Below are 14,838 nucleotides of genomic sequence, written 5' to 3'. Positions count from 1 at the left end.
TCTACGATCTCCATGGTCAAAGGTTATTGATTTAGCGATATTTCGTTCTGCGCTGCCGACAAAAGTCGACGAGAAAAAGAGAGCGGATGCTCTGCACGAAATACTTCCCACTGGGCGAGTTGCAGATTGTTGTGTGTCAGGGCAACTGCAAGCGCAGACTGGACATGTGTGCTTTTGGCCTGGTAGACCTGTAAACGATTTGATTGATGGGCCTTCCAGCGGTCAATCGTTAGATCCAACGCCTCTCTTGCCGCATGTTCAGTACGCAGCGCCAATTGCATCTGTTGTTCCGTCTCATCATAGTTTGCCCAATTCGCCAAGCGTCGGCTGGTCACGTTAGCCCAAGCATTGTCATAGGCACCGAAACGGCTTTGAACCTGTGCCTGTGCGGATTGTACCGCAGCTACCGTGGTTACAGTGGGCAGCAAGGGGATGCTGAGGGATAGACCAAAGGTATAATTGCTCCCTTTAGTATCCAAGATGGCAGCAGAAGCCTTGTTGAGGTCCACACCCAGCCAATTATACTGTGCTACCAATGACAATTGAGGCCAAAAACCGGCTTTTGCCTCTGCAACCTGTTCCTGAGCAACATGAATCTGCGCCCGAGCTGATTGAATGGCAGGATCATTAAGGTCAACCTTAATTGGCGGTTTAGTAACAACAGGGGGCGGTGGAAGGGGTTCCACATGCATGATCAGTGCTGGGGGATGGCGATAGCCGATGGAGCGTAATAGCGTCTTGGCATCCTTGATCTGCTGCTGAAAATCGGAAATCAACTGCGTCTCCGCTTGTAATTCCTGCTGCTTTGATTGTAACCATGCGATTCGGCTGGACAGGCTATGGTGGTATCGTAAATATGTCAGTTGCGCCATCTGATGTTTCATGTGAACTAGATGCCGTTGCGCCATGATCGTCTGTTGATCGTTGGCCAGCGCTATATACGACTGAATAATCTGACCGAAAGTTGTATTAAACACAGATATCAGGCTGCTTTTTGCAGAACTGATCGTTTCTTTGGCTGCCTTGAAGTCCGCTAGATCCTTACCGCCGTCGAAGAGGTTCTCACTTAGATTGGCAGTAATGGCGTTATAGTAAAAACTATGCTGTGCCGATACTTGCGTGCCCGCAATGAAGGTGTTTCCTACTCTACCAACAGGTCCGTACAATTGTGCCTGATTACTCAGACTCAGGCTTGGCAGGAATGTGCCAATGGCCGCGAGTTTCCCCGATTGTGCTTGCTGTACATTGGCGGTAGCACTGACGATTGAGCCCTCATGAAGGGTGGCTATAGCAAGTGCATGCGCTAAGGTTAGGGATGGTATTGGTGAGATGTCCACTGATTCCGCAGCGAATGCTTGCGGCGCAGAGACAGCGAGCGCCACGATGGTCGACAGAAACAGTCTCCGCAACACCTTTCTTATGCTTGACATTGAATTATAATTGGCCACTGTCAGCGTATGGTGCCAATTCCAACTCGACGATCAATGACTGAATAAAAGGGGCATATCTTTTCCATCGTGCGATAGATCGTTTATACAAAGGTTCTCTAACTTGCTGATAACTTGCTGTGTTGACTACGCGCTTTGCTTTGTGAAACTGTAAACATTCCGAGTTCCAATCCAGGCCGCAGAATTTTAGAAGCGTACGTACGGTGTCCTCAGGATTGTCAACAAGTGTTTCATAGGAAAGATCAATTATCGGGAAACTCGGGAGTACCTGCCTCCAGTGGACCATCATCTGCCGATATTGGTTAAAAAACCATCCACAATCCTCAAGCTTGTTGCTAAATGCATTTCCCTCAAGAAAGTCCTGCATGTAACAGGACAATGTGGTGTCTATGGGGTCTCTAACACAATGGATAATCCTGGCACGGGGGAAAAGCAGGGCGATCATCCCAATATGCAAAAAGTTGTAGGGCATTTTGTCGGTGACGCGTAGATGTTCCTTCGCATTTTCCGGCAATCTGTTGAGATAGCGGTAAGAAAGCTCCGTTAACCCGGAAATGTCTATGGCTGGAAAATAAGAGGGGTATGGCAAGGGGGGGCGCAGATCGTCACCATCAGGCCACCAACGCGCCGTCCGGTCTAAGGTGGTCAACTCGCCAGCGCCATAAACATCCGGGTGGCTGGATAGTATTTGCTCAGCCAAGCTTGTGCCTGAACGAGGCATGCCCAGGATGAATATCATTTGTTCTCCATCTACTAATGAACGAGGAGAATTTTCCATGAGTTCTGCGGTGAACGTGTTGCGTATGGCGTTGAATTCCATTAATGTGCGATCACGCGAAAATGGTCGGATTTTGTTGCGAAAAGTATTGGCCCTTTCTAGAGCTAAAAAGGCGGCTTCAGGCTCATTAAGGCGATCATGCAGGTTGCCTAACGTATAGTAGAGTTGCGAGCGGCCATCTTGCGGTGTGTGTATTTCGTCGTTATTGAGGCGACTTTCTATATGCCGAATGGCATCTCTTCGCTCATCTTCGGTTTTCGCGATCCGACCAAGCAGTAGAAGTAGTTGTGGGTGATTCGGAATTTTCGATAATGCGGATTCGAGCACCTCCCTAGCAGCGTCAGTCGCGCCGCCACGTTCTAGCATGACAGCTTGAGACACCATAGTGTGCGCATTGCCGGGATCCATCCGGAGGGCATTTTCGAAGCATTTGGTTGCCTGGTCAGTTTTCCCCTGGCTAGCAAACATCTTTCCCAATAGAACGTGCGCATCAACCAATCCTGGTTTCAGCTGGATGGATTTTTGAGCGTACCGCACGCCATCATTGATAATTCCTCGCGCAAACAGTGCAGACGCGCGCCGTAGCCAAAGGTCTGGATTCTGAGGAGCAAGATCTATAGCCCTTTGAAATAATCCTAGTCCTTCTTCAAAACGGCCACTTTCACAAAGGACAGCGCCTTGGCCAATGAGGGATGGTATATGATTAGGGGAATAACTAAGCGCATCCGAATAGTGTTTGATTGCTTTTTCTATTCTGTGGCGGTTATGTTCAACTGCGCCTAATTCATAGTGGATGCGAAAGTCGGTAGGCGATAGCGATAGGGCTTGTTGTAGCGCAAGTGTTGCGCCAGAATAATTGCCTACCGATTTGAGTGCAGATCCTAATGTAAAAAAATATTCTGGCGAATCTTTTTTTAGGCTAACAGCCATCTGAAAATGTGAAATTGCGGCGTATTGGTCATGCACTGCGAGAAGCGATATAGCCAAAGCATGATGTACCCAGTCCACACTTGGACCAAGAGCCAAGGCTGCGCGGAGATTGTCGATTGCTTTTGGATGCTCGCCCTGTTTTTGGTGGGCCAAACCGCAAATTGCCCAGAAACCTGCACACTCTTTTTGAGCCTTTAAGTGGGGCGAGCATTCTGCTATGCACTCTCTATATTTGTTCTGGCGAAACAACCCCCATGTTTTTTGAAATAGAGAGGTTTCATTGCTTGCTGTTGGTTGAGGTTCGTCCTGGTCAATGCCTAATCGGTCAAGGTCCATAAATACTCCACTCTTGTCGGGCTTATCCATTATTTTATTTGGGTCCTATTCAAAAATAGCGCGGTCGCTGACCTAGCGCCGCGCTTACTGTAGATTGCCATCCTGGTCACTGCTTTCTTCTATCCAAACCCTAACAGGAAGGTAAAATACTCGGTTGGGTGAAATCCTGCATTAAATGTTAGAAACTGGAGCTGGTTCCGTAGTAATTGCTTCCACCTGTTCCGGTATAACTACTGCCTCCCGTCCCATAGTAACTGCTACCACTCGTCCCGTAGTAACTGCTACCACTAGTACCATAATAGTAGCTCCCACCATTTCCATAGTAATAACTGCCACCATCTCCGTAGTAACTGCCACCCTCTGTTCCGTAGAGGTAACTATAGCCAGCAGCAGTCGTGGATGAGTAGCCGCTGGAGTAACTCCCGCCTGCCGTATATTGATAACTACTTGAATAATTACCGCCATAGTAAGTCTGGTTGTTATAGTTGTCATAGTAGCCACCGTTGACGGTTAAGCCATAACTACTGTTGCTCTGGTAACCGTTAGCGCTGGTGCTATTAGAACTATACGAATAGGCACCATTGGCTGTGCTTTGATAACTATCAGAGTAGCTTCCACCATAGTATGTCTGCCCATTACCGGAACTATCATAGCCACCATTTGCGGTAGGGGAAGAGCTATAGCTGTCAGAGTAGGTGCCACCGTAATAGGTTTGCCCACTGCTGTAACTGATATATCCGCCATTGATTGTGGAGTCGTAGCTGCTACTACTTTGTTGTCCGTTGGCGTTAGTGCTGCTGTAATTGTCCGTATAGGCGCCGTTTGCTGTGCCTTGATAACTATCTGAATAGCTGCCGCCGTAGTAAGTGCTGCCCTTGCTGGTGCTATCATAACCGCCGTTAGTGGTGGTTGAATAGCTGTCACTGTTATAGCTTTGCTGACCGTCAACGGTGGTGCTGGTAGAGTTGTCCGTATAGGCGCCGTTAGCGGTAGTCTGGTAACTATCGGAGTAACTGCCGCCGTAGTAAGTGCTACCCTTACTGGTGCTATCATATCCGCCGTTGGCAGTGGAATTCAGGCTGTAACTGCTGCTATTCTGCTGACCATCAACCGTGGTGCTGATGGAGTTGCTTGTGTAGGCGCCGTTAGCCGTCCCTTGGTAATTATCGGAGTAACTGCCGCCGTAGTAGGTCTTGCCATTACTGGAGCTGTTATAGCCGCCATTGGCAGTGGGAGTAGAGTTGTAGCTATCTGTGTAGCTGCCGCCATTATAGGTCTGTCCGGTGCTGGAACTGTTATAGTCACCGTTGGCGGTGTAACTGCTGTTATTCTGCTGACCATCAACGGTGGTGCTGCTGGAGTTGCTTGTGTAGGCGCCGTTAGCGGTGGTCTGGTAACTATCGGAGTAGCTGCCACCATAATAGGTCTTACCGTTACTGGAGCTATCATATCCGCCATTAGCGGTGGGGGTGGAGCTGAAGCTATCGGTATAACTGCCACCATTGTAAGTCTGGCCGGTGCTGGAACCGTCATAGCCGCCGTTGGCGGTAGGGCTTAGGCTGTAGTTGGTGTTACTTTGCTGGCCACCTACAGTGGTGCTGGTGGAGTTATCGGTGTACGCGCCGTTTGCAGTGCTCTGGTAGCTATCGGAGTAGCTGCCGCCATAGTAGGTCTGGCCATTACTGGAGCCGTTAAATCCACCATCGGCAGTAGGAGTAAGGCTATTACTGCTATTGTTCTGCTGACCACTAGCAGTGGTTACGGAAATGTTATCAGAGAAGGTACCATTGGCAGTGCTCCCGTAAGTGTCGGAATAGCTGCCGCCATAGGAGGTCTGTCCGTTACTAGAACCGTAGTAGCCACCATTGGCGGTTGGATTGAGGCTGGAACTATTTTGTTGGCCGTCGGCCGTGTTCGTATTCCCGCCGGTTGCTGACGCACCATTACCCTCGACGCTGTCACCTGTATTTGCACTATTTCCAGGAAATGACACCTGAACATTAATTTTTTCTGTTCCTGTACCATTGTTGGTAAGACCGAAATAATCAGCTACACCATTACCGATTGAAGTTCCCAGTCTTCCCCCAATTTGACTCCCTGCTATACCACCAATAAATTCTCCCCCGACTGGATTAAGAGCTCCTCCAACCCCGGCACCAAATGCCAATCCATCCCAAGAACCCAGTGTATTGAAAAGATCTGTTAATGCTGCTTTGTCATTTCCCTGAGAATACTGATAATACGAATTCCCAAGACCATAAATAAGGGTAGCCTTATCAAAAGCATCTCCCAACTCTCCAAGATCAGTTAGAAGAGATGGGTTTTGCTGTAGGGCACTAGTTGCTGCATTGGTATACTGCTTTACTGTCGTCACAAAGACACCTCCTTGGCGCTGTTTGTTATCATGCAATTAAAAATGTGAAACTCACTGGAGCGTATCGCCTATCCATATCTCTTACTCATATATCTCTAGCAACTTACTTTCAGAAACCCACACCCATGATATTTAATTTGACCTGATTAGCACGATGTTTAAGCTATATTTTCATACAGCAGCTCGTTCTGATATAATGCATTGATTCTTATGACAGTGAGGTGTCCCATGGCGATGAATCGTGTGCAGTTTCAGAAGGGATTGTCTATCCCCGATTTCCTGCAACGTTTTGGCACGGAGGAGCAGTGTGCTACGGTCCTGGAATCGGCCCGCTGGCCGGATGGATTCCATTGTCCTCAGTGCGATAGTACCCGTCATTCCATTCTGAAAAGTGGTTCGCGCAAGACGTTTCAGTGCAGCCATTGTCGTCACCAGACTTCGTTGATTGCCGGGACCCTCTTTCAAGGGACCTGCTTGCCCCTGACCACTTGGTTTCTGGCCATTTATCTGATCAGTCAGGCCAAAACTGGGCTGTCTGCACTGGCGCTGAAACGTCAACTCGGCGTCAGCTACCCCACGGCCTGGCGCATCCATCACAAGCTCATGCAGTCCATGCAGGAACGCGAAGCGCTCTATACGCTGCAGGGTTCCGTGCAAGCCAATGATGCCTATCTGGGCGGAGAGCACGCCGGTGGCAAGCCTGGGCGAGGCTCTGAGAACAAAGTGCCCTTTGTCGCGGCCGTCTCGGTCGATGCGCAGGGGCATCCCGTCTACGCACGATTGACCGCCATCCAGGGGTTTAACAGCCCGGCCATAGAAGGCTGAGCGCGCCGTACTCTGGATACAGACTGTCAGGTCCTGACTGAGGGGCTGCCCCGTTTCAACGGAATCGCCGATGCCGGGCGGGCCCATGCGGTGATTGTCGCTGGGGGCCGCAAACCCCGGGATTTGCCCCAGTTCTGGTGGGTCAACACGGTACTGGGCAACCTCAAAACCAGTCTTTCCGGTGCCTACCATGCCTTTCGGTTTCGCAAATATGCCCAACGCTATCTCTCCACTATCACGTATCATTTCAACTGTCGTTTTGACCTTGCCTCGTTGCCCATGCGGTTTCTTCGCGCTGCCGTCAATACTGGACCCCGATCCGAGCGATGGCTCCGCACAGCGGAATCATCGTGCTAATCAGGTAATTTGATATGGCGTGCTAACAACTATTCTTACCAGGATAATGTTTCATTTTATTGCAAAATTTTCTTGTGCCATTTATTAGGATAAACAATCCGGCTATACCTATCACGATGGTGGCCATTAAACTGAAATTTGAATCTCTGGTTATGATATCTATCGCAAATACCAAACTGAGCAAGACCATTAGGATAGAGCGCCTAACTTTTAGTGCCTTTATTATCTCATTCTTTACATTTGCGTCTGGAACAATATATCTATCTTTACTAAAAGATGGTTTATATAAAACCGTTCCGTCACTTAATGTTGTGAAGTACACGTTTTCTATCCTTTGATATAAGGATTGTTCATTTTTTTGTGGCATGTTGTTTATCCTCGCTACAAAACTACTATATAAGCAACCATTGACTACCCCTGAAGTTATAACATCACATTTCATGTACTAAGATAACAGCTATCCATCTGCGAGCGCCAACTCGAACGCATCTAGATGGTTGGCATCCTTCCGAAAACTGATACACAACCCCAAAATGCTGCCAAAAATCAAGATATAACCGGTCAATAACCAGCTATCAACGTATGGAAAGGCCGTTGTTTGCGTACTTGACAATTGGGTCTAGAAAGAAATCCAGTACTGTTCTATCCCCAGTTCGAATATCCACCGTCGCCGTCATGCCTGGTCCCATCGCTTGTTTCTTGCCATCAATACGTAACCAAGTCCGCTCCGGTTGCACCCTTATGCGATAATAAAGAGTGGGTGGCGAAGTCGGTTTCGTTTGATTGGTGCCGGATTTTGCCGCTGTTGCCGACGATGGTGGCGTAGGCTGATGATTCTCACCGGCAGGAAGCTCTTGCAGTGAGTTGGAAGTCTGCGCGTTAGGGCTGATCCAAACCACCGTGCCGGGGATTTCTCCATACTGCTCGAATGGGTAGGCGGTGACCTTGATTTGTGTTTTTTGTCCCACTTTAACGAAGCCAATATCCTGACTGGGCAAGTCTGCTTCGAGGACCAGAGGTGTGTCACCTGGTATAACGGTCGCCACGGTCTGACCGGCCTGGATCACCGAGCCGATGCTGGCCACACTTAAACTCTGTACGGTTCCATCTACGGGTGCACGCAGCCAGTCCATCTGATACTGCTCAGCGGCTTGTGCTTTCTTTTTCGTCAGATCATAGCTGTCATTCACGGCCGTCTCCATTTTTTGGAGTACTGATTTGCGGTACTTCTCTTTTGCTTTATATAGTTGATCTCTGGCTGCTGTCAATGCGTCAGTAAGTTGTTGATCCTGCTTGCGTTGGCTGGCCTTCTTACCTTGATCTCTTGCCGCCTGATCATGCAATTGATCATAGTGCGAACCCGAAAGCGCACCCTCGGATACGAGGGGCGCTGCGATCATGGCGAGATGCATATCAGTGTGCGTGCGCTGCACATATTCTGCTAAGATAGCTTCACCGGCCGCCAGACTATTCTGCGCTTCACGAACTTGAGCCTGATCATCTGCGATTTCCGCCTTCTGATGTGCGAGGCTACTTTGTTCGAGGGAGCGTTCTAGGTTCAGCATTGCGGGTGTGGCTGCAGAGGCATTCAGTGCGACAGGATTCCCTGACAATTCAGCTTCTAATCGTTTCTGCTCCACAGACGTCAATGCCAGCATATCTGTTTCGGCTTTTAGAGCAGAATGGTTCACTTCGGGATTCAGGCGAACCAATTCCTGTCCTTTTTCTACGGTATCACCCGGGTGCACAAGTACTGCCGCCACAACACCCGTGTCGAAGCTTTGAATAACCTGAGTATGCGCTTGGGGCACAAACTTGCCGGGAGCAGTGGTCATGATGGGGAGCCTGCTAAAATAAGCCCACAATATGGCGATCAATAACAAGCTCGCAACGATCCAGAGTATCCATCGTGCGAAGGGGGGTGGCGGAGTTTCCTGAATCGCCAGCGCGTGCGGCTGGAAATCTCGAAGAGTCGAGGGTGTCGCTTGGGCACGGTGACGCATCCTGCGTTTTGGGCTGTTCTGATCCTCAGTGGCCAGATCTTTGGATGTGGGGTCCGTTCTCGCGGCGACGTTCATGCGGCGAGGCCCTGTTGTGTGTAAAGATGGCGGTAGACGCCTCTTTTAGCTAGCAGTTCATCGTGACTACCCATCTCAACGATGCGCCCTCTGTCCAGAACCAGAATGCGGTCCGCTCCGCGCAGCATGGACAGTCGGTGTGCGACGATAATGAGTGTACGGCCCTGACGGATGCGGTCCAAATTGTCTTGAATGATGTGCTCCGATTCATAATCCAAGGCGCTCGTGGCTTCGTCGAGAATGAGAATTTTGGGGTTGGTGAGCAAGGCTCTGGCGATAGCCAGTCTTTGGCGCTGGCCGCCGGAAAGAGACGCTCCCCGCTCACCCACGAGTGTCTCATAGCCCTCCGGTAGGTCCATGACAAATTCATGGGCGCCGGACAATCGTGCTGCCGTGATAATCTGTTCCATAGATGAGCCGGGATTACGGACAGCTATGTTTTCCCGGATGCTCCCGCCAAACAGGAAGCTTTCCTGAGGGACGACGGCGATCTGTCGGCGCAGCCAGCCTGGGTCAGCCTGCGCCATGTCGTAGCCATCCACCAGGATGCGGCCATGTTCTGGTACATGCAGCCGTTCGATCAACTTCGCCAGCGTGCTTTTACCAGAGCCGCTGCGTCCGACAACGCCGATCGTCATTCCTGCGCGCGTTTCAAAGCTGACGTCTTCAAGGACGCGTGGACCGTCCGAATGGTAGCGAAATGAAACTCGATCAAATCGTATGTCGCCACGCAACGGCGGCAGACTGGCTTTGTCGGGCAGCAGAACCGGTTCGGCAGGAGCATCCATAAGGTCCCCCAGCCGGCGCACAGCGATGGCCACCTGCTGGAATTGCTGCCACAAAGAACTCACGCGCAGCATTGGAGCGATCGCTCGGCTGGAGAGCATCTGAAATGCGATGAGCGCGCCCACAGATAGGGTTCCTTCCAACACCAGATGGGCACCAAACCAGAGGATGGCAAGAGTGGCAAGGTTGCGCAGGGTGCGACTAATTCCGTTGGAAATACCTCCCAAACGGTCAGCACGGTAGGCAGCGCTGACGTAACGGGCGAGGAGGCGTTCCCAGCGCTGCACCATGCTCGCCTCGAGGGACATGGCCTTGACGGTTTCCATGCCGGTGACGGATTCCACCAGGAATGCCTGACTGTCCGCTCCTGCGTTGAATCGCTCCTCTAAGCGCATGCGCAGTGCTGGGCGGAATACTGCAGTGGTCAACGCGATGAGCAGCATGGCGGCGACCACTACCAAGGTGAGTTCGGCACTATAGAAAAGTAGTATACCAATATAAACAAACACGAAGAGGCCATCTACCACAGAAAGTAGTGCCTGCCCGGTCAGAAAACTGCGGATGCGCTCCACTTCGCGTACCCGGGCGGTAGTGTCGCCAACCCGACGCTGCTCGAAATAACGTAGCGGGATGCGCACGAGGTGGCGGTAAAGAGCGCTACCCAGAGTGACGTCGATGCGATTGCCGCCATGGGATAGCAGTACGCTCTGGAGGATGCCGAAAATGCCCTCGAAGAGGATGATGACTAGCATGCCGACGGCTACCACTATCAGAGTGGAGCGGTTGTCGTAGACGAATACCTTATCAATGATGACCTGAATGAATAAAGGCAAACCGATGCCGAGAAGCTGGAAAAAGAATGCCGCCACCAGTATTTCCCCGAGTTCCTTACGGAACTTCCAGAGGACGGGCACGAACCAGCCGAAGCCGAAAGGACGGTTGGGGTTGGTGAAGGATAATCGTTCATTGATCAGGATTGCGTGGCCGCTATAAATCCGCTCCCAGGCTTCCTGATCCAGCCATTCTGGTCGGCCGTTGCCTTGGCGGGTGAGGGGGATGCGGTTTTTGCTGATCCGCCCAGCTACCCCAAAATCACCATTTTTCAGTTGCACAATGATCGGAAGCTTTAGCCGCTCTAAATCGGTCCAACCTAGGTTGGACGCCTTAGCTTTAAGATGGATTTCCGCACATGCCAGCAGAATTTGGGTAACGCCGATTGTTTGATGGTCAAAGCCAAGGGCACGCACGATCTGATCGGCGTCGAGAGGCCGCTGATGAAAGGCGGCAATTCGAGTGAGCGCCCATATCCCCGAAGGCGGGACAGCGTGGGTCGCTGGAGCGGACTCAAGGGCGGAAGGCATTGTAATCTAGACTCAGCCAGTGATCGCTGGGCCGTAATGGCGGCTATACATGTTACTTCCTCGTTATTATTCGGCATCCTTGGCCAGACGCTGGATCAAATGGTACCCTTACGTCGCCTTTCGGGCAAGGTAGAGTAGATCCCAAATCCCGCGATTGATGTTGGAGGCTGGTCTCGATGTGTCGCATGACGGGTATGCGAGGGGTGATTTAGCTCTAGGATGCGTTATTTTCTGACGAATCTTCAGTCGTTGGTCGGTTTTTCGCTCGATTGCCGGGGTCATACAGGCACAAATGCGGAGTGCAGGCGCAGATCTACCGCGCCGGAGGCGTTCAATGGGACGGTGGGCGGTACAAAGGAGCGTTCAGGGGGCCAGTTCGTGGAGCGTGGCGTAACCGCGAGCACGAATGTCCGCAAAGTCTTCTGCAAAGGTGGCGGCCACCTTCAGGACCCAGGCACCGGCATGGCGGATGAGCCGGCCCGGCACCTGGAACAACCGCCAACGCACGGTGGCGATGCGATGCCGCTGCCAGCCTTCGCCGAGGGCCGAGTGTTTGAAGAGTACGAAGAGGTTATGGGCAATGACACCGATCCGGAAGAAGGCGGCATTGGCACTCTCCTGACCGCAAGGCATGCGCTCCATGCCAAAGCCGATTTTTGAGCTCCTTGATGCCGTTCTCGGAATACTCGCCCCGCTGGCGGTACCAGATCAGCACGTCGGCGGTACTTCCGGTCTGATTGCTGGCGATGACATGGTAGCGGGGCCGTTCCTCTTCCAGCAGATCCGCCTGATGGCGGGGGCGCACCACGATGAGTCGAAAGGCCTGGTGCGTGGCCTCCATGCTATGCACGGTCTCCGCCACGGCACAGTCCGCATAGCGGGTCCAGGCGGATTCGGGAATCGCGGCGATAGCCACCAGGGTCGGGGCATCCAGCCTGCCGCCGATGGCGAAAGTCCTGCCGGTCTCTTCGCAGTAATTGAAGAGATCGGCCTGATAGCTGGCAGAATCCGCGCGGATCGCCGCGAGGCGATGGCCTTTCGGTAGCCGCGCCTCGCAGGCTTTCACGAAGTCGAGGTTGGCGCTGGCGGGGGCGACATTCCCTGCCCGGAAATCATCATGAATCACGACCCCGGCTTCGGCCAGATGACCCACCATGGGCATGTAACCGCGTTCACCCTTGTAGGTCCATTCGGTCGAGCGTTTTTCCGCAATGATCTGGGTGGCATCCATATCCAGCGTGTGGGCCGTGCGTCCGAACTTCCGGAGCCTGTGCTCCACCACCCGTTGATTCACCCGGTCCAAGCCCGCCAAGCCTTTACTCTCCCCCGCTCGGCGCAACCAATCTCCCGCTGCATCGCTGCTGGGCAAGCGATCCAGATGCAGCAGGCGCCGCAATGCGCTATCCCCGTGCACCATGCGCAGATCTTCCAGAGATCGGCCGCCGCCGGTCAGCATCAGAATCAGCGGCAGCACACGTTCTGTGGCGGTATAGGCATGGCCACTGCCGGGTTTGGGCATCTCCCGCTCCAGCCAGCGATGCAGACCCGCACCTTGGGCAAACTCGCCCAATAACACCAGCCCCGATTGTGCCGTCATGGATTCTTCCGTCGCGGCAAGCTTGAAAGGCAGCACGGTTCGTGCCATTTTCTGCATCGGCCCCTCCTGTAAATCTCCCGGTAGGTGAATCTTTTCGTCGAGACCATTATACCGGAAACCCTTACAGATAGGGGCCTTCAACCATTTTCGACCCTATCCAATCGCGGGAATAGGGTAGATCCCCAAATTTGCGATTGATGTCGAAGGTTGCTCTCTTGAGTGTCGCGCGATGGGTGGCTGGGATGATTTTTCCCATGGGATACGTTTTTGCTTGACGGAGCTTCGGTAGTTGGGCGGTTTCCCGCCCTACGGCTTGGTCGGCAAGGATAGGAAAACGCCGCCCATGCGGCTGGCGCTGGCCAAAGCCAAGGTCAGTCTGGAAGACATCATCTATTTTTGATGGGTACGCGAAAGAAAAACGGGAGCAGAAGCTCCCCGTTTTCATACACACCTTTACGGAACGGCTAGCCTTTTCTCTAAACTGATTACTGCGCCAGCGTCTGCGCCAGGCGCCGATACTGGATGGCTTCCGCCAGATGCTGGGTACTGATCGGATCACTCCCTTCCAGATCCGCGATGCTGCGGGCGACGCGCAGCACCCGATGGTAAGCGCGTGCGGAGAGGTGCAGGGTCTCGGTGGCGCGGCTGAGCAGGCGGGTGCCCACCGCATCCAGGGCGCAAAACTGCGCCAGCCGTTCGCCTTGAAGTTGCGTGTTGCGCACCTGCTGGCGCTGCCACTGGCGATCAACGGCCTGAGCTATGCGTTCGCGCCAGTAGGTGGAGCTTTCACCCTGTGTCGCCCCTTGCAGGGCGCTCACCGGCAGGGCGGGCACTTCCATCTGGATATCGATGCGGTCCAGCAGCGGGCCGGAGAGCCGGCTGCGGTATTGGCTGACCTGCGCCGGGGTACAGCGGCACATCTGCTGCGGATCACCGAGATGGCCGCAGGGGCAAGGATTCATCGCCGCGACCAACTGAAAACGGGCCGGGAAAGTGGCCCGCCGCGCCGCTCTGGCGATATGGATTTCTCCAGACTCCAGCGGCTCCCGCAGTACTTCCAATACCGCACGCGGGAATACTGGGAAATTCCAATATTGGGCGGAATCTTCCAATATTGCCTCCGGGTGGTAGAGAGCCAGCGTCGGAGAAACCATGAGTGAGGAAGCTTCGATGAGACTGTATAGTTGGTCAATGCAAGTAGAATTACAGGAGACCCAGCATGGCCGCTCGTAGAACGGCGGCGGTCTTGTTGACGGCATTTAGCTTGGCTATGGCCTTGCCGATGTGAAAATTGACCGTGCGCTCCGTGATGTTGAGGATATCGGCAATTTCGCCGGAGGTCTTGCCCTCACCTGTCCAGCGCAGGACCTCGGCTTCCCGCTGGTTTAACTTCACGGCCAGTGCCGGCAAGAATTTGGGCGCCACGATTCGTGACATGCAGAGATGGACGGCCTGGACCAACCACATGATATGGCAGGCCTTTGCTTGCCACTCGACCGTGGTGACGGTTTCTCCAGCGCGCGCCAAAGTCAACATGCCGCCCATCCCACTGGCATCGCGGCAAGTGTGGGCCAGTCCGGCCTGCAGCCCAAATGAACGTGCCTCTTCCCATAGCTCGCGTGCGGGCGCAAACAGGTCATCGGACCAGATGACGGGGGACGGCGAACGCATGGCATGCTGTACCGTGGGATCGATGGCCTGATATTCCTGCGCCTGATATCTGGCCTGCCAGACTGCAGGGTAGTTGCTGAACAGGGCGGTTTTTGGACGCGCAAGCGGAAGCGGCATACGTAAGCCGTAGGCGCAGTAATCAAATTCCAGCTTGCGCGCCAACTCGGCCACCATGGCCAACACCTGCCGTTCGCATTCGATAGACTGGAATGTCTGTAGGAGATCTTCCTTCCAGGGGTCCAAATGTCCCTCCTCTCAGGTGGTGCGGGGATATGTTGAGTTGTGTGCGGCCAACCG

At 52.9% G+C, this 14,838-nt stretch carries 8 protein-coding genes and 2 pseudogenes; 1 reads left to right on the top strand and 9 read right to left on the bottom strand.

Features of this window, described 5'->3' with window-relative positions; all coding sequences use genetic code 11:
- Positions 1–23: 23 nt before the first annotated feature.
- The 3 genes from PJU76_RS09910 to PJU76_RS09900 form a co-directional block, all read right to left on the bottom strand.
- Entirely contained in the window at positions 24–1,412 is a 1,389-nt protein-coding gene (locus PJU76_RS09910; RefSeq protein ID WP_271779398.1) for a TolC family protein, read from the bottom strand.
- Between the two features lie 22 nt (positions 1,413–1,434).
- A complete protein-coding gene (locus PJU76_RS09905; protein ID WP_271779397.1) occupies positions 1,435–3,492 on the bottom strand; it encodes a tetratricopeptide repeat-containing sulfotransferase family protein in 2,058 nt (685 codons plus the stop codon).
- A 178-nt stretch (positions 3,493–3,670) separates the two neighbouring features.
- Positions 3,671–5,866 carry a beta strand repeat-containing protein gene (locus PJU76_RS09900; RefSeq protein WP_271779396.1) on the bottom strand — a complete coding sequence of 732 codons (2,196 nt, stop codon included), beginning with the start codon at positions 5,864–5,866 and terminating at the stop codon, positions 3,671–3,673.
- Between the two features lie 228 nt (positions 5,867–6,094).
- Between PJU76_RS09900 and PJU76_RS09895 the strand changes: the two are divergent.
- Positions 6,095–7,048: pseudogene (locus PJU76_RS09895) on the top strand (IS1595 family transposase).
- Positions 7,049–7,070: 22 nt separating this feature from the next.
- On the opposite strand, the gene PJU76_RS09890 reads toward PJU76_RS09895, so the two are convergent.
- The 6 genes and pseudogenes from PJU76_RS09890 to PJU76_RS09860 all read right to left on the bottom strand — a co-directional run bounded on the left by PJU76_RS09890 (position 7,071) and on the right by PJU76_RS09860 (position 14,784).
- Positions 7,071–7,415: a hypothetical protein gene (locus PJU76_RS09890; protein WP_271779395.1), complete on the bottom strand. Its 345-nt coding sequence runs from the start codon at positions 7,413–7,415 to the stop codon at positions 7,071–7,073.
- Between the two features lie 208 nt (positions 7,416–7,623).
- Positions 7,624–9,051, bottom strand: a complete 1,428-nt coding sequence (locus PJU76_RS09885; RefSeq protein ID WP_271781010.1) for an HlyD family type I secretion periplasmic adaptor subunit — start codon at positions 9,049–9,051, stop codon at positions 7,624–7,626.
- A gap of 71 nt (positions 9,052–9,122) precedes the next feature.
- Positions 9,123–11,273 (bottom strand): peptidase domain-containing ABC transporter, encoded by a 2,151-nt coding sequence (locus PJU76_RS09880; protein ID WP_271779394.1) that lies wholly within the window; start codon positions 11,271–11,273, stop codon positions 9,123–9,125.
- A gap of 363 nt (positions 11,274–11,636) precedes the next feature.
- Positions 11,637–12,927: pseudogene (locus PJU76_RS09870) on the bottom strand (IS1380 family transposase).
- Between the two features lie 428 nt (positions 12,928–13,355).
- Positions 13,356–13,982: an ATP-binding protein gene (locus PJU76_RS09865; RefSeq protein ID WP_271779391.1), complete on the bottom strand. Its 627-nt coding sequence runs from the start codon at positions 13,980–13,982 to the stop codon at positions 13,356–13,358.
- A 91-nt stretch (positions 13,983–14,073) separates the two neighbouring features.
- The gene (locus PJU76_RS09860) at positions 14,074–14,784 is read right to left on the bottom strand and encodes an autoinducer binding domain-containing protein (RefSeq protein WP_271779390.1); all 711 of its coding nucleotides are present in this window, start codon (positions 14,782–14,784) and stop codon (positions 14,074–14,076) included.
- Positions 14,785–14,838 lie beyond the last annotated feature (54 nt).

Origin of the sequence: Acidithiobacillus ferriphilus, assembly GCF_028215975.1 — a bacterium.
Taxonomy (GTDB): Bacteria; Pseudomonadota; Gammaproteobacteria; order Acidithiobacillales; family Acidithiobacillaceae; genus Acidithiobacillus; species Acidithiobacillus ferriphilus.
The sequence above is the reverse complement of the archived record's forward strand: the minus strand, read 5'-3'. Positions and strand labels throughout refer to the sequence as shown.